Origin of the sequence: Sphingosinicella soli (assembly GCF_014199685.1) — a bacterium.
GTDB lineage: Bacteria > Pseudomonadota > Alphaproteobacteria > Sphingomonadales > Sphingomonadaceae > Sphingosinicella > Sphingosinicella soli.
Window position 1 is genome coordinate 19,727 of sequence record NZ_JACHNZ010000003.1, and the last position, 16,693, is coordinate 36,419.

Genomic DNA, 16,693 nt, shown 5'->3' on the forward strand with positions numbered 1-16,693 from the left:
AGGGAGAGTTCCGATGAAGACCAGCAAAGAGGTTCTCGCAGCCCGCGCCGAAGCCGTCGCGCGCGGCGTGTCGCATGTCACCAGCATCGTTTGCGACCGCGCGCAGAACGCCGAGATCTGGGATCTGGAAGGCCGTCGCTACATCGATTTCGCGGCGGGCATTGCCGTGTGCAACACCGGGCATAATCACCCCGATGTGAAGGCGGCCGTCATCGCCCAGCTCGACCGCTTCACGCACACGAGCTTCAACGTCGCGATGTACCCGCAGTATGTCGAGCTTGCGCAGCGCCTGAACGCGCTCGTGCCGGGCAGCAGCCCGCGCAAGACGATCCTCGTCTCGACGGGGGCGGAGGCTGTCGAGAACGCGGTGAAGGTCGCGCGTGTGGCGACGGGGCGCAGCGCGATCATCGCCTTCTCGGCGGCATTCCACGGCCGGACGATGATGACGATGGCGCTCACCGGCAAGGTGACGCCTTACAAGGCCGGCTTTGGCCCCTTCCCCGCCGACGTGTTCCACGCACGCTTCCCGGACAGTGCGGCGGGGATCACGGTGGAAGACAGCATCGCCAGCATCCACGACATCTTCCACGAGGATGTCGATCCGGCGCGCGTCGCGGCCATCATCATCGAGCCGGTGCAGGGCGAAGGCGGTTTCCACATCGCGTCGGTCGAGCTTCTGCAGGCGCTGCGCAAGCTCTGCGACGATCACGGCATCCTGCTGATTATCGACGAGATACAGACCGGCTTCGGCCGGACCGGCGCGCTGTTCGCGCATGCCCGCGCGGGGATCGAGGCCGACATCATCACGATGGCCAAGGGCATCGCCGGGGGTTATCCGCTCGCTGCCGTTACCGGCCGCGCCGACCTGATGGACGCCGCCGCGATCGGCGGCCTCGGCGGCACCTATGCCGGTTCGCCCGTGGCCTGCGCTGCGGCGCTCGCCGTGCTCGACGTCATTGAACGCGAGGATCTGTGCGCGCGCGCTGAAGCGATCGGAGAGACGATCGAAACCCGTCTCACCGAACTGCGGGCGCGGGCGCGCAAAGGCATGATCGGCGACATCCGCCGCCTGGGCGCAATGGTCGCCATGGAGCTTTGCGCCGCCGAAGCGCCGCATGCCGCAGACCCGGCGCTGACGCGCGCATTGATCGCGGAGGCGCAGACGCAGTGCCTGATCCTGATTTCCTGCGGCACCAGGGGCAACGTCATCCGTTTCCTGATGCCGCTGACGATTCCAGACGCGCATCTCGAAGAGGGTCTTACGATTCTCGAGCGGTCGCTCGCGGCACTCGATGTGATCTCGCCCCGGCTCGCCAACGCAAGCTGAAAGCACTCAGGCCTTGCCGGAAAGCGACTTGGCGATCGCGTCCTTCAGCCAGCGTCGATAGTGCCGGATAAGGGGCGCATCCCAGCGGTCGGCGCGCGCAATGAACAGGTAAATACCGTCGCTGTAGGGCTGGAAACTCTCCAGCCCCTTGCCGATCTCGACAAGGCGGCCGCTCGCGAGGTCGTCGGCGGCGACAAGATGGTTCGCGAGCGCGACACCGCGCCCATGCAGCGCCGCATCGAGCGTCAAATGGCCTTGCCAGAGCTTGGGCCCGGTTAAATCTATATCGTCGTAGATACCGTGCGCGGAAAGCCAGTTGACCCAGGAATCGAAGTTATCCTCGTGAAGCAGTCTGTGGCGAAGGAGATCGCCGGGTTTTTCAATGGGCGCCGAGGCGACAAGGTAGTCGGCGCTTGCCACCGCGACGATCGGCACGCGCGCCAGTTCGACATGGCGCAGCTTGGGGCCAAGCAGGAACGGTGAACCGTAGGTCGGAACGAAACGGATATCGATATCCGTTTCGTGGGAACCGAAATCGGGGCTGCGATCCGTCGGACGGATTTCGATCTGCACGGTCGGGTCAAGCCGCTCGAAAGCGCCGACCCGGCGCGACATCCAGTGCAATGCGAAGCCCGGCATGCACCAGATGTGGAGACGGTGCTCGCTCCCTCGCCGGATCAGATCCATCGTGGCATCCGACAGGATGTCGAGCGCCATCGCCACCTGCTCGTGGTAGCGTATGCCCTCTTCGGTCAGAACGACACCGGCGGACGTGCGCTCGATGAGCGTGGTCCCGGTCCATGTCTCGAGCGTTCGGAGGTGGCGGCTGATCACGGCATGGTCGCGGCCAAGGCTCTGGGCGGCGCGTCTTACGCCCTTCAGGCGCGCGACCGCGTCGAAGGCGCGCAAGGCCTCGAATGGCGGCAACGACTTGCGCGACGGCGGATTGACGCCCTTGACCTTACGCTCCAGCACATAGTCCTCCCGACCAGGCTGAGCTTCCCATCCCGCCCTGTTCGGGTCAAGAACCCGTGAACCAACCACTTGAAAGCCTTAAATCAGGGGCGGCGCGTCCGAAGACGCGCCGCCGGTATCGTTCAGAAGCTGACCGACGCCTTGACGCCGAGGACGCGCGGACGTGTGCGATTGGAGTTTGCCCAGCCCTGATAGGGGTCGATGGCCTTGTTCACGTTGGCGATGTTCTGGCCGTACAGCTCGACGCCCACCGCACCGAACGTCGCGCCGATCCGCGCATTCAGCAGCCCGATATCGTCGGACGCCTGCGGCAGCGCGGACGGCAGGAAGCTCGACCGATCGATGTATGTCACCTTGTCACGGTAGCTGTAATCCACGCGCACGAAGCCGGGCACGTTCGCCGTCCAGTCGAACTCGTAGTTGGCGCCGAGCGTGATGCTGAACTTCGGCGTGTAGTCCGTGCGGTCGCCGGGAATATTGACCTGATCCGTATCCGCCGTCGCGACGATCTCGCTGTCGAGATACGCGGCGCTTGCGGTAAAGGTGAGCCCGGCGGTCGGGCGGACGGCGGCGCCGAGTTCGATACCCTTCACCTCGACCTCGCCGATATTGCTCGATTCCGAGAAATACTGGCCTTCCACCACGACCAGCCGCCGCCGCACCATGTCCTTGTACTTGGTGAAGAACGCCGCGATATCGTAGCTGAACGCGCCGCCGGGCGTCATGCCCTTCGTGCCGATCTCGTAGGTGTAGACCTTTTCCGGGTCATAGGGGGCAAACGGCTCGCTGTTGAACCCGCCCGAGCGGAAACCCTTGGCGATATTCGCATAAAGGCTGCCGTTCTCCGAATACTGGTAGGAAACGTAGAAACGCGGATCGACGGAATCGAATTTCGCCCGCTGCGTCGTACCGGCGCCCGGCGCATATTCGATCAGGCTCGTCCGCTTGTCCTTGAAATAGCGGATGCCGGCGCCGACGGTCAGGCGGTCGAACAGCTTGTAGGACGCGTCTGCGAACAGCGAATACGACTTTGCGCTGGATTCGGAGAAATAATAGAGGTCGTCGTACAGCACGCCGCCGCCCTCGTTGAGATCTCCGTCGGGTGCGTAGACATATTCATAGTCGGCGATGAAATCGCTGTTGCCGTCGCTGTAGAATGCGCCCAGCGTCCATTCGAAAGGCCCACCTGCCGACGTCAGCCTCAATTCCTGGCTGAACTGCTCCGCATTGCCCCAGCGATCGTCGTTCCCTTCCACGATACCGTAGGAATAGTTTCCCGGCCGCGGGATGTAGGTGAACGGATACTGGTGGCTGTGCTCGATGTACGTCGTTGCGCTGACCAGCTCGGCGAAGCCCATGTCGTAGCGGAGTTCGAGGTTGTAGAGATCGAAATCGAACTTCTTGGGAATCATGGCCTTGCTGCGGTCCGGCCCCACGTCCACCGTGCGGTCCGGTTCTTCGTAACCCATGCCGAGCTTCGTGTCGGCGCGGTGAATCTGCACCATCGCCTCCGCGCTGAAATTGTCACCTGGCGTCCACAGCAGCTTGGCGCGGACATTGATGAGTTCGGTGCCGTTGCCGTTCTTTATCCCTGCCTCCGGCTGGTCGATCCAGCCGCCGCCCTGCTCGTAAGCGCCTGCGACACGCAGTGCCAGCTGATCCTCCACCAGCGGGATGTTGAGCACACCGCTCAGCTTCGTACCGACCTCGCCGTCGGCTACATCATAAACTTCTCCCTCGACCTTGCCTTCGAAGCGGCTGGCGTTCGGATCGTTGGTGACGAAGCGGATCGTACCCCCCGCAGAGCCCTGCCCGTAGAGCGTGCCCTGCGGGCCCTTCAGAACTTCCACCCGTGCGAAATCGAGCGGAACCGGGCTCAGCTGATCGAAACCCGAAAGCGAAAGCGGCGCCTCATCCAGATACATGCTGACCAGCGCGCCCGAGCCCGACTGGTTCGCCAGGCCGCGCAGGAAGATCGTGTAACTGCCGGGGCCGTCTTCGCGCATTGTAAGACCGGGCACCGCGAACGACAGATCCTGCACGCTGTCGATCCCGCGCCTTTCCAGATCCTCGCCGCCGAGCACCGCTACGGCCATCGGCACGTCGATCAGACGCTGCTCGCGTTTCTGAGCGGTGACGACAATAACATGGCTGCTCTCGCCCGCGTCATCGACTGCTTCCTGCGCCTGCGCTGCAGCCGCGACCATCGCGAACGCAGATACGCCTGCGACGAACTTCATTCTCGAAACCATTACCACCCCCTCTTTGCAGCTTGTTCTTGGTTGGAAAGGCTATGGGACAGCCACTTTCGCGGCAGATGCGAAAATCGCGACAGGCGGTGCAATGAAGTCACCACCATGACATCTTACGTGAAAGCCGCGATGCCTGTCTGCGCGCGCCCCAGGATCAGCGTATGGACGTCGTGCGTGCCTTCATACGTGTTGACCGCTTCAAGATTGCACATATGCCGCATGACGTGAAAGGCGCCGGAAATGCCATTGCCGCCATGAATATCCCTTGCGGCACGCGCGATATCCAGCGCCTTGCCGCAACTGTTGCGCTTGATCACCGAGATCGCTTCGGGCGGACATGTCCCTTCGTCGAGAAGCCGTCCAACTTTCAGGCATGCCTGCAGGCCGAGGGCGATTTCAACCTGCATCTCAACCAATTTGCGCTGGACAAGCTGGTTCGCCGCAAGCGGTCGGCCGAACTGGTGCCGTTCGAGCGCATAGTCCCGTGCCGCATGCCAGCAGGCCGCGGCGGCCCCCAACGCACCCCAGCCAATACCGTAGCGGGCTTTGTTAAGGCAGCCGAACGGACCTTTCAGGCCTTCCACATTCGGCAGGATATTCTCCTCGGGCACAAAAACCCCGTCCATCACGATTTCACCGGTGATGGAGGCGCGCAGTGCCAGCTTGTCCCTGATTTCGGGTGTCGACAGGCCATCGAAACCGCGCTCGAGTACGAAGCCCCTGATAACGCTGTCGAGCTTCGCCCAAATCACCATGACGTCGGCGACAGGTGCGTTGGTGATCCACGTCTTGGTGCCCGTGAGTCGATATCCGCCAGCCACGCGTTCGGCGCGGGTCGCCATACCGCCCGGATCGGAACCCGAGCCGGGCTCGGTCAGCCCGAAACACCCCGCAAGCTCACCGGAGATCAATCCCGGTAACCAGCGTGCGCGCTGCGCGTTCGAGCCATAGGCGTGAATGGGATGGATAACGAGACTCGACTGCACGCTCATCGCGGACCGATAGCCGGAATCCACGTTCTCGATTTCGCGGGCAATGAGGCCGTAGGCCACATGGCTGGCCCCGGCTCCTCCATCCGCTTCCGGCACCGTGCAGCCGAGCAATCCCAGCGCGCCCATTTCCCGAAGTATTCCGCGATCGAACACACCATCGCGATTGGCATCAATGATGCGGGGCAGCAGTTCAGCCTGCGCGTAGTTTCGGGCTGTATCCCGGATCAGGCGCTCTTCATCGGTGAGATCTGAATCGAAGGCGAGCGGATCCGACCAGTTGAACTGGGCAGGCATGCGAATGTCTCCTTGATGATTAGTTGCCGCGCTTGCGGCCCGTCTGTTGCCAGCGTCCGGGATTGACGATCACCCCACCCCGATCGTCGAAGCGCAGCACGGTCGGATATCGGCCGGGCACAACAAAATCGCCGGCTTCCGTCCGCAACAGCTCGACGGGCGCCTCCTTCGGAATACCGAAAACCTTGCGCGCGCCGGTGGCCTTGCCGAAAAGCTTGTCCTGATCCACCGTAAGTTCGAGTTCGGCCAAAGCGCTGAAGGTGTATCGGCCCGTAAGCCTGCGCAGGGTGGCTTTGTCGGCGGGGTGGCGATCCGGCGTTTCCGACGCTGCAGCGGGTTGGGGTGGCACGGCGCTGAGAATCGCGTCCCACATCACTTCAGAAGCCATTGTTCCGATATCGATCGATGCGATGCGCTTATCCTCCGGCGGCGTATATTCGGCCGTTGAAACCGCATAGAGCACGTCCCCGTCGAACTCGGTCTGGAAGGGCTGAATACCCCGCGCCATCGAGGTGTGAACCTGGATCGCCAGTCTCTGCAGTTCCGAGGGTTCCATTTTCTGGTTCACGACGATGAGGCTGATCGTCGTATTCTTCTTTTCCCCGGATGCTGGACCTTCGGCCATGCTCGAAGACGCGTCCATGGGCTGACCCTGCCACCCCGGCTTGCCGCTCGCCGGTGCGCCCGCCAGAATGTGCTGGGTCTTGAGTCCCTCAAGCCACGTTGTGTCCGGGTAGCAGGCCACGGCGCGACCGTCACGATCGGTGACGATACCAAGCGCGTTGACGACGGTGAAGGCCGCGATCTTCAGCTCACCGGTCTGCCGGAAGGCACCGCCTTGCCCTGAGTGCGCATTGCAGCCGAAGATGCTGCCGCTGATCGCGGATCGGCCCGCGCCGTATGCCCCTCTGGGGAAAACACCGGGCGTGGCTGCTTTAAGTGCAGCCTGCGCGAGTCGCTTATCCGGGTAAATCTCGTTCAGTCGTCGTCCGCCGAAATCATAGATGATCGACCCCACGGTCAGCCCGATATTGTCCCAGTTCCCCCCGCGATAGCCCTCGTCCTTCAGCGCCGTGTTGACCGCTGTCACCGCTTCGAGGCCGTACCAGGAGCCGCCGGAGAAGACGACGGCATCCAGTTCAGGGAACGGATAACCGATCTTTAGATATTCGGTATTCACGGTGCCGGGCCCGCCGCCCCGAACATCGACCGCCGCGAAAACGCGCCGATCGAACCGGAAAACGGTAAGCCCGGTCGGACCATCCTCATATTGACCGGTGCCGATTCTGAGGGCTGGCCAGTCGAAGCGGAGTGCCGCGGGCGATCCGTAGCCATCATTTATGGTGAGCTTCAGCGCATCCTGCGCCGGAGACTGGGCCGCGAGCGGAGCGCCCGTAAGAGCCAATGCGATGGCCGCCGCTGCCGCGGCCACCATTCCGCGCGTTCTCGCCTGTCCCATTTTTGTCTCCATCCCGATACCTTCGGGCCAGAATTGCGATGTCTGCCGCAAAAGCGAAGATGCAAATGCGAAAGCAGGTGTTGCCATAAACGCACCGCCTCAGGCGCGCCAGTCAGCTTCACAGACGCAACGCCTGATGCGTCAATGGCAGCACAGCGATTCTGGAAGGAACGAGCATTTGGGGAAGGCCAGGCAGCGTTTGCACGCGGGCGTTCTGCGCATTCACCGCCGGCTCAGCCTCGCAGCCGTGTTGTTTTGGCTAGCGCAAGCTCTTTCAGGGGTTTTGATCGTCTTCCATTGGGAGGTCGAAGACGCATTGATCGCCGCCGTTCATCGGAACACCGATCCGCCGGCGATCGAAAGCCGCCTTGGAGAGTTGCCGGGACGGCTTGCTGTGGCTGCCACAGGGTTTTGGCTTCTGACGATTTTCATGCTGGGCCTCACCCTGTGGGTCAGGCGCAGAGGGGCGCGGTGATATGCGGACACCGCCGCAGGCGCGGTTGGCAGCACCAACCACCGCCGGGCATTTCTAAGGTAAGTTTAAGGGACAAGGGGGAGATCATATGCCGTACCTTTCGACTTTACGCGCGATCCGTGGCGCTACGGCCCTCGGCATCATGATGGGCATTCAGGTCAGTACGGCGCAGGGAACGGAAATTCTGACCTCTCCTGCCCGAGACGTTGCGCTGACGCTCACGGAAGGCACCTGGATGAGCGTCGACGTGAGCCCCGACGGGAAAACCATACTCTTCGATCTGCTCAACGACGTTTACGCAATGCCGGCCACCGGCGGACAGGCAAAAGCCATTCTCTCGGGTCCGGCCACACAGCGTAGCCCGCAGTTCAGCCCCGATGGTCGCCACATCCTGTTCCTGAGCGACGAGGACGGTGCGGACAACATCTGGATCGCCGATACCGACGGCCGGAACGCGCGACAGATCAGCCGGGAAACCGTAGCCATGATCACCGCGCCAACGTGGGCGCCTGATGGCCGGGCAATCGCAGCAACGAAAACCAGCGCCTCCGTATTCGAGATGCGCACTTCGGAAATCCGCCGCTTCGAAGTCTCCGGCGGCGGCGACACCGGAATCGTCGAGGCACCCGCCAGCGGCAAGGATATCCAGGAACCGCGCTACGCTCCCGATGGACGTTCGCTTTATTATACGGAGCGGGTCGGCGGCACGCATTACGTCTACCATAATCCGGGACTTTCGAACTTCGTCATCCGTCGCCGTGATCTGGTTTCCGGCAAAACCAGCGACCTCATTTCCGGGTTCGGCAGCGCGACAAGCCCGCAGATTTCCCCGGATGGCACCAAGATCGCCTTCATCCGTCGCGTCGGCGCGAAGACCGTGCTGTTTCGCTACGACATCGAAGCACGCATACAAACTGCGATCTATCAGGATCTCGATCGGGATCTGCAGGCAGATTATCTGGCGCAGGAACATTACTACCCCGCCTTCGACTGGTTCCCCGACAACATCCATGTCGCGATCGGGGGCAAGGGCAAGCTTTACAAGGTAAACATGCAGACCGGAGCGGCATCCGAGATTCCGTTTCGTCTCACGGCCCGGCACCGGATCCACGACGCGCTGCGAACCAGACTCGACCTGGCTCCGAAGCAGGTCGAGGCGAAGATCATTCGTCAGATTTCGCCGTCACCCGATGGCAGAACCCTGTTGTTCCGCGCGCTCGGTGCATTGTGGCAACAGGACATGGAAGGCTCCGCCCCACCCCGGCGGCTCACGCAGGGAACCGGCGTCGAAACCAACCCGGTCTGGGCTGCTGACGGCAGATCGATCGCCTATGTCGACTGGAATGACGAGACCGGGAGCACGCTGCGGGTGCGCGATGCCCGCGGCGGACGCGAACGCGTGATCGCAAGCAGCCGGGGCATCATCGGAGAGCCCGTTTTCTCGAACAACGGCAAGAGCATCGCCTATCGCATTCTCGATCCGGACAGCGCGATGGGCGGCGCAAGCGATGCTGCCGGCCTCTATGTTGTCGATATGAACGGCACCAAACCGCGTTTCCTCGCAAAAGCGTCCGGTGTCGCCCGCTTTTCACCCGATGATTCCCGTGTCTATTTCATGGGAACGCCGGACTATGCTGCGAAACGCGCGGTGAACCTGCGCAGCATAGCGGTCGCTGATGGCCAAACGCGAGACCACGCGTATGCGGAAACTGCGGATACCGGCGATTTTACGCTCAGTCCCGACCTCAAATGGATCGCCTTCAAGGAAGAGCAGGAACTTCATGTCATGCCCTTCCCCACCGCCGGCGAGACGGCCGCGAAGATAAGTGCAAGGGGCAATTCATCCGCGCGAAAGCTGACGCGATCGGGCGGCTTCGACATGGCGTGGAGCGCTGATTCGCGGCAACTTTACTGGGTTCTTGGACCGAACCTCTTCAGCACCTCGCCCGATGACGCAGGGACAGTGGGCACGGCCACGCGAAAGATTGCAATCACTGCCACCGCCGACCAACCATCGGGAGTCATCGCCTTCACCAACGCGCGCATCCTCCCAATGAGCGGCGGCGACACCGTGATCCCACGCGGCACCGTGGTGGTCGAAGGTAATCGCATCAAATCGGTGGGTGCGGAAAGCCGCGTTCAAATTCCGGCCAATGCCAAGACCATCGACCTCGCGGGCCGAACGCTCATGCCCGGTCTGTTCGACGCGCATGGCCATATAGACTGCTGCTATGGCACCGGCGTCATGCCGCAGAAGCATCCTACCCGCTACGCGGCGCTTGCCTACGGCGTCACCACGAACTTCGATCCCTATGCGAACGAGCTTTCAAGCTACGAAACGGGCGAAATGACGATCGCGGGAAAGATGGTCGGCCCGCGCTGGATCACGACCGGCAACGTGATCTACGGCCGCGCCGGAAAACCCGACCGCGTGTTCAATCAGATCCGGAGTCTGGAGGATGCCCGCGCTATCACGAGGCGCAAGGCGGCGATCACGGACGGCGCGATACTCAAGAGCTACAAGTTGACGACCCGCGCACAGAAACAATGGCTCCTCGAGGCTGCCGCCGAAACCGGACAGATGGTGGATGCCGAAGGCGCCGGCCACTTCTACGACAACGTCAGCATGATCCTCGACGGTTATACCAACCTTGAACATAATCTGCCCGTCGCGACCTATTACGACGATCTTCTGCAGCTCTTCAAAAATTCGCAGATGTCCATGACGCCGACGCTCATCGTCACGTTCGGCGAACTTTTCGGGGAGAACTATATCTATCAGCATCAGGAACCATGGAAGGAATCGAAGGTCCGCACCTTCATCCCCGGTGTCAATAACGCCTATAACCCGGTGTCCGGCCCCTCCGATGCTCCTCTATATGTTCGCGCCATGCAATCGATCCATCAGGCCGACGCGCTTTACGACGTCGGCTTCCGATCCGTAGGACGCTCGATCAAACGGCTGGATGATGCGGGCGTCACGGTCAATGTCGGTTCGCACGGACAATCCTCTGGAATCGCCATTCACTGGGAGATGCAACTGCTTGCCGAAGGCGGAATGACGCAGATGCGCATTCTCCGCGCCGCGACAATCAACGGCGCTAAAACATTCGGGCTCGACCATCAGCTTGGCTCGATCGAGCCAGGCAAACTTGCCGATCTGATTGTCCTCGATCGCGACCCGCTCGTCGACATCAAGAACACGAACAGCGTGCGCTACACCATGGTCAATGGCCGGCTCTATGATTCCGAAACGATGAACGAGATTGGCAACCATCCGCGTGAACGCAGCAGGTTCTTCTGGGAATTGACAGATCAGAACGGGATCGACTGGAATCCGGCATGGGGAGAGGTGGGCCGTGAACGCTAGACTAAGCACCTGAGACAGGCCGACATCTTCGGGGATACGCTGCATGCTGAAGAGGGCAGTGAGGAGAAGCCATCCATGCAGGGCGACACTTGATCCGGCTCAAGCTGGGGAGGCTGTGAAAACCGGCTTGCCAGTAGTCCCGCGTCAACTCGCGCGATTCAGACGGATGCGCGCGGAGTTCCGCCATGCGATCGTAGCGACCGCGAGTGTCGTCATCGCCAGCATCAGAAAGAACGTCGGGATCGAGCCGCCCACAGCGAACAGGAAGCCCGCAAGCAGCGCAACCAGCACGACCGCAGCGGCGTTGGCCAGATTGTTGGCGGCAACGCTTCGAGCCCGCCGTTCAGGATCGCCGACCGTCTGCAGGACGGCAAACAGCGGTACCGCGAACGCGCCCGCCGCGAGGGATATGCCGAACAGATCGAACAGGATGCGCCAGGAGTTGCCATCCGTCAGAAATTCGGACGCGCCAACGAGCCTGGACGGAGCGGGCAGTCCGCTCGTCACAAGCCAAAGGTCGAAGGTGAAGAGGCTTAGGAATGCGGCGGAGAACGGCACATATCGCGCCGAAACGCGGCCTTTGAGAAGGTTGCTCACCCCTATCGCACCCGCCGCGAGGCCCAGGGTGAAGGCCGCAAGGAAGATCGCCCCGACAGTCTCGGTAGCACCGACGACGTTCGCCACCAGCGAGGGGAACTGGCTGGTGAAGCCTGCACCGAGCGCGTAGAACCATGAGATGCCGAGGATAGCGCCGAGCAGCACCCGATCCTCCATGGCGGACCTGACCAGATCGATCATTCCGGCTGCCAGGTTCCGCCTCATGGGCAGATCGGGGTGCACCGGCGGCGCCGGCGGTATCGCGCACGCCGCAAGGAAAGCGCCGATTGCGAGCAGCACCAGGATCACGGCAGTAGCCGCATTGGGGAGCAAAGCTGCCGCTACCTGACCGGAAACGGTGGCGAGGAAGCTCGCCGCCTGCATCAGGCCTGTGCCGGCAAGCAGTTCGCGTTCATCGAGGTGCTGCGGGAGGATCGAATATTTCAACGGGCCGAAGAAAACGGCCCGCATGCCGGTCCCGAAGACCGCCGCCAGCATCAGCGGCAGCGAGCTCAGCATGATCGCGACCGCCGCGAACATCATCAGGCCGACATCGACAGCGCGCAGGATCTGCGCGAGCCGCGCCTTGTCCATTCGCTCCGCGAGTTCCCCCGCGAGCGATGAGAACACGAAATAGGGAAGGACAGAAAGTCCCCCCGCAACGACGGCCCATGTCCCGGCCATCGCGGCATTGCCGGGGAGTATTTCGAAGGCAATCACGAACAGCATCGCGGTTCGATACAGGTTGTCGTTGAACGAGTTCACCGCCTGCGTCACGAAAAGGGGCCCGAAGCGTCTTGTACTCAGGAGGCCAAAGCCGGAACCGGCCACCACGGAATGGCCCCTGCGCTCCGAGCGGTTCGAATCGACGATTCTCCCAGCGGTTTTCAAGACGCGGCGGACTTTTTTGCGAGCTTATCCATTGCCATACTGATCAACACGGTCGCAGCCGGCCGAAATCGTACCCCATTGCGTGGCGCTTCGACACTCGGATTGAGGGCACGGCGCTCAGCCAAGCGGCCACCGAACTCGACCAACATCTCGACCGTGCGAGGGGCAGCCTTAGACGCGTTCGGTCCCGTGATCACCTGCCATTTCCCCGCGGATGCGTCGGTCCAGACAGGAACGACCGATCCTTCCGACAACCTATACAGGGTTCGCGCTCTGTTCAAGCAAATCGGCGAGCGTACCGAAGGCGTGTTGGCCCCGGAGCTTGCAAAGGTTTCGGCGATCCTGAGCATCGTTGGGAGGCAGGCGGAGGGCTTCCCAAGGCGATCACTCCGCCATTCCCGGACGCGATCGTCCGACCCTGCGTCGTCCCTCTGCTGCGCAACGCGATGGACTTCGTCTCCTGGACGGACCGCAAGGGCCTGGGTGACGGCGCTCACCCGCCGCGGGCTTTATGGGCGAAAAGCCCTTCCGCTCATAAAGCCGGGTCAGCCATCCCTCTATATAGAGCGCCCTTATGCGAGCATGCGCACCTTGGGCTCTCGGTCCCAATAGCGGGTTTTGGCAGCCTCGACGAAGCCTGCGAGGTCTACGACACCCTCATCCGGCTCAACCCCTGCCTTTTCGAGCAGAGGAGCGCTCTCAGGTGTATGCCCGATCGCTTTGAGGTGCCCGAACGCGTCCATCACAAACTGGATTGCAGCAGCCTCGCCCAGCAGTGTTTTACAGCCCTCTTTGGAAAGGACGAGCGCAACCGCATCGACCATCACCGAAGGGCAGCCGGCGAGTTGCGCATCCGCCTTGCGTATGGACCCGTCGGCAAGCGTCGCGCCCCCGACCTTGGGCGCGATCAACACTGCGCGTGCGCCGGCCGAATCGATCGCTTTCAAGAGCTTGTCGAGTGCCTTGGCGTCCGAGCCATCGGCGATCAATACGCCAACCGATCGGCCTGCCAGAGTATCCAGATCAAGCGGGCCGTTGATGATTCTCACCGCGGGAGAGGGGTCGAAATCCTGAACGGGCACTGCTGAAGGCGAAGCTTTCGGCAGCGGCATGGCAAGTCCCTCGGCGACACGTTTCGCAAGGTCCGGATCCACGTTCAAAAGGTTGGCAAGTACCCGTATCCGCACATGCTCCAATCCGACCTTGGACAGCTCGAAAACCAGCGCCGACGCAAGATGTGCCTGCTCCGCCGGATGCAATGAACGAAAGAACATCCGTGCCTGACTGTAGTGGTCGGCGAAGCTTTCGGCACGGATACGCAGTTTTCCGCCCTGCTCTTCTGCCACGTCACGACCGATCGCCGTCTCGAAACCGGTGACGGGACATTCGCGGGGGCCGGTCTCCTCGCCTGCCTCGCCTAGACTATTGGGTTCATAGTTGGCGCGGCCTTTCGGCGTCAGCATCTGCATGTGACCGTCCCGCTGAAAATTCATGACCGGGCACTTCGGCGCATTGATGGGAATCTGGTGGAAATTGGTCGAACCCAGCCGCTTCAGCTGTGTATCGAGATACGAGAACAGTCGCCCTTGCAGCAGCGGATCGTTGGTGAAATCGATACCCGGCACGATATTCGCGGGGCAATAAGCGACCTGCTCGGTCTCCGCGAAGAAGTTGTCGGGGTTGCGATCCAGCACCATTCGGCCGATCGGCCTGATCGGAAGCACTTCTTCGGGTATGATTTTGGTGGGATCGAGCACATCATAAGGGAGGCTGTCCGCGAATTTCTCGTCGAAGGCTTGGATGCCAAGCTCCCATTCGGGGAAATCACCGCGTTCAATAGCCTCGAAAAGGTCGCGCCTCTGGAAGTCAGGATCGGCACCCGCGATTTTCACGGCCTCATCCCAAAGCGTGGATGCCAGGCCGAGTTTCGGCTTCCAGTGAAATTTGACGAAAGTGGATTTTCCCTTCGCGTTCACCATCTGGAAGGTATGGATGCCGAAGCCCTCAATGTTGCGGAGGGTGCGCGGAATCGTGCGGTCGGACATCGCCCACATGATCATATGCGTCGATTCCGGCATCAGACTGATGAAATCCCAGAATGTATCATGTGCCGAAGCCGCTTGCGGATATCCGCGATCGGCTTCCATCTTTACCGAATGAATGAGGTCCGGGAACTTGATCGCATCTTGAATGAAGAAAACCGGAATATTATTGCCGACAAGATCCCAGTTACCGTCTTTCGTATAAAATTTTACGGCAAAGCCGCGCACATCGCGAGGTGTATCGACCGATCCTGCACCACCCGCCACGGTGGAAAAGCGCGTGAAGAGCGGCGTGCGCTCGCCGGGCCGCTGGAAAATATCGGCTGAGGTAAGCTCGGCAAGGCTCTCGTAAACCTCGAAAAACCCATGCGCCGCAGAGCCGCGCGCATGAACGATGCGTTCCGGAATGCGTTCGTGATCGAAGTGGAAGATCTTTTCTCGCAGCACAAAGTCTTCAAGCAGCACGGGACCGCGCGCGCCTGCCTTGAGCTGATTCTGGTTATCCGAAACACGGATGCCCTGATTGGTGGTAAGATGGCCTTCCGCATCATGAGGCCCGCTCTTCGGCACCTGCTGGTGCGTCTCGCCGCCTTTGCCCGGCCGCGTTTCAAAGCCCGTCGTTTTCGAGTCTACCTTCGGCATGATTCGTCTCCCCATGTTCGCATGCAACTCCAACGGCGGCGGACGCTCGATGTTCCGAAGCGCCGTCGCGTTACGCGCCAAAGCGATAAGGGTCGAAGCAAACCGCGTCGGGGTCCGGGGTGCCGGAAAATTCAGCTGCAATGAGTTCGGCGGCCAGCGCGGCGAAGCTGACGCCGTTTCCGCCAAAGCCGCTTGCGAGCCATAGGCCGGGATGGTTGGCGGCCTCTCCGATGCCCGGCAGCCCGTCCGGCGATGAACCGAAGGCCGCGCCCCATGCGCAGTCCACAGCGATGTCATCCCGGCCGATCATCTTGCTCAGTTTCGCCTGCAGCTTGCCGCGCTTTTCACCGATCAGCGCGTCTCGCCGGGCCCCGTCCTCGAAATTTTCATCTTCTCCGCCCGCAATCACCCGCCCGTCATGGGTCGCACGCGCGTACATGTAGGGGCTCGAGGCCTCCCAGATCATCGCGTTTTCCCGCCAAAGCGGCGCGGTGCCCGGCATGGTCGCAATGGCATAGCTTGAAAGGATCGAAAACGCCTCGGGCAGAAACCAGCGCGCACGCTCGTAGCCGGTGGCAAGAACCACTTTATGCGCGGTTACAGATTGACCGGCATCAGTACGCAGTGTGCTGCCGGTTGCAGAGTGTTCAATCGCATTGATATCCGCAGGGAATGTTATGGTTGCTCCTTGACTGCGCGCACGGTCCAGCAAGCTCAACGTCAATCTGACGGGATCAACCTCGTAGCTTCCATCGCAAAGGAGCGCCGGTCTCGGCGGAAGACCAAATCGCGACGCGACAGCGCCGCCTTCCAGGAACTGCGCTGGAAGACCGGCAGCACGCCTGGCTTCACCTTCGGCTTTGAGCGCGTCTTCATCGAGCAGCGTTCCGGCCAGATACAGTTCGGGGCGCTCCACCCGCGCCGCATCGAGGCGCAACTCATCGATTCTGTTTGCCAGGCCTCGCACAGCGCTATGCACCCGCCGCCAGCGCCTCCCCGCCTCTTCGGCACCGATGCGTTCCGACAGGTGCGTTAGCGGCACATCCGCCGCCCACATGACAAGCGCCGTCGATGCGGCAGTGCTGCCGTGACCCGGCGGCCTGCGATCGAACAGTGCGACGCTGCGCCCGGAAGACGAGAGCCGCTCCGCCAGCATCGCCCCAATGATACCGGCCCCCACGATCGCGACATCGACAGCATGATCGGGGAACGTGTCGGTCACCGTTTCCGGGTAATCGTCCGGAAGCCAGCAAGAGGTTCCGCCACGCAGGTTTCGGGTTTCAGTCAGAAACATAAGACGCCCTTGCAAATCCGCGTCCGATCTCACGTTTCCGCAAGTCAGTCGGGCATCAAGCCTGTAGGTATGAGCCACAAGCG

At 61.7% G+C, this 16,693-nt stretch carries 10 protein-coding genes; 3 read left to right on the forward strand and 7 right to left on the reverse strand.

Features of this window, described 5'->3' with window-relative positions:
- The first annotated feature begins 13 nt into the window (after positions 1–13).
- Positions 14–1,327: a 4-aminobutyrate--2-oxoglutarate transaminase gene (gabT, locus tag GGQ98_RS02205; protein WP_184064456.1), complete on the forward strand. Its 1,314-nt coding sequence runs from the start codon at positions 14–16 to the stop codon at positions 1,325–1,327.
- Between the two features lie 6 nt (positions 1,328–1,333).
- Here the strand turns inward: gabT and GGQ98_RS02210 are convergent, their stop codons facing one another.
- The 4 genes from GGQ98_RS02210 to GGQ98_RS02225 form a co-directional block, all read right to left on the reverse strand.
- Positions 1,334–2,302, reverse strand: coding sequence for a LysR substrate-binding domain-containing protein (locus GGQ98_RS02210; protein WP_184064459.1), 969 nt, complete (start codon positions 2,300–2,302; stop codon positions 1,334–1,336).
- 122 nt (positions 2,303–2,424) lie between these two features.
- Complete coding sequence (locus tag GGQ98_RS02215) at positions 2,425–4,542, reverse strand: TonB-dependent receptor (protein ID WP_207791208.1); 2,118 nt, start codon at positions 4,540–4,542, stop codon at positions 2,425–2,427.
- Between the two features lie 125 nt (positions 4,543–4,667).
- Positions 4,668–5,840: an acyl-CoA dehydrogenase gene (locus tag GGQ98_RS02220; RefSeq protein WP_184064466.1), complete on the reverse strand. Its 1,173-nt coding sequence runs from the start codon at positions 5,838–5,840 to the stop codon at positions 4,668–4,670.
- Between the two features lie 19 nt (positions 5,841–5,859).
- Entirely contained in the window at positions 5,860–7,311 is a 1,452-nt protein-coding gene (locus tag GGQ98_RS02225) for a P1 family peptidase (RefSeq protein WP_341534108.1), read from the reverse strand.
- Between GGQ98_RS02225 and GGQ98_RS02230 the strand changes: the two genes are divergently transcribed.
- Entirely contained in the window at positions 7,250–7,774 is a 525-nt protein-coding gene (locus tag GGQ98_RS02230) for a hypothetical protein (protein ID WP_184064472.1), read from the forward strand. The genes GGQ98_RS02225 and GGQ98_RS02230 overlap by 62 nt on opposite strands.
- 88 nt (positions 7,775–7,862) lie before the next feature.
- A complete protein-coding gene (locus tag GGQ98_RS02235; RefSeq protein WP_184064475.1) occupies positions 7,863–11,144 on the forward strand; it encodes an LpqB family beta-propeller domain-containing protein in 3,282 nt (1,093 codons plus the stop codon).
- Between the two features lie 144 nt (positions 11,145–11,288).
- Here GGQ98_RS02235 and GGQ98_RS02240 read toward each other — a convergent pair whose 3' ends face one another.
- The 3 genes from GGQ98_RS02240 to GGQ98_RS02250 all read right to left on the reverse strand — a co-directional run bounded on the left by GGQ98_RS02240 (position 11,289) and on the right by GGQ98_RS02250 (position 16,610).
- The gene (locus GGQ98_RS02240; RefSeq protein WP_184064478.1) at positions 11,289–12,518 is read right to left on the reverse strand and encodes an MFS transporter; all 1,230 of its coding nucleotides are present in this window, start codon (positions 12,516–12,518) and stop codon (positions 11,289–11,291) included.
- Between the two features lie 686 nt (positions 12,519–13,204).
- Positions 13,205–15,316, reverse strand: coding sequence for a catalase (locus GGQ98_RS02245; RefSeq protein ID WP_184064481.1), 2,112 nt, complete (start codon positions 15,314–15,316; stop codon positions 13,205–13,207).
- Between the two features lie 70 nt (positions 15,317–15,386).
- A complete protein-coding gene (locus GGQ98_RS02250) occupies positions 15,387–16,610 on the reverse strand; it encodes an NAD(P)/FAD-dependent oxidoreductase (RefSeq protein WP_184064484.1) in 1,224 nt (407 codons plus the stop codon).
- Between the last annotated feature and the right edge of the window lie 83 nt (positions 16,611–16,693).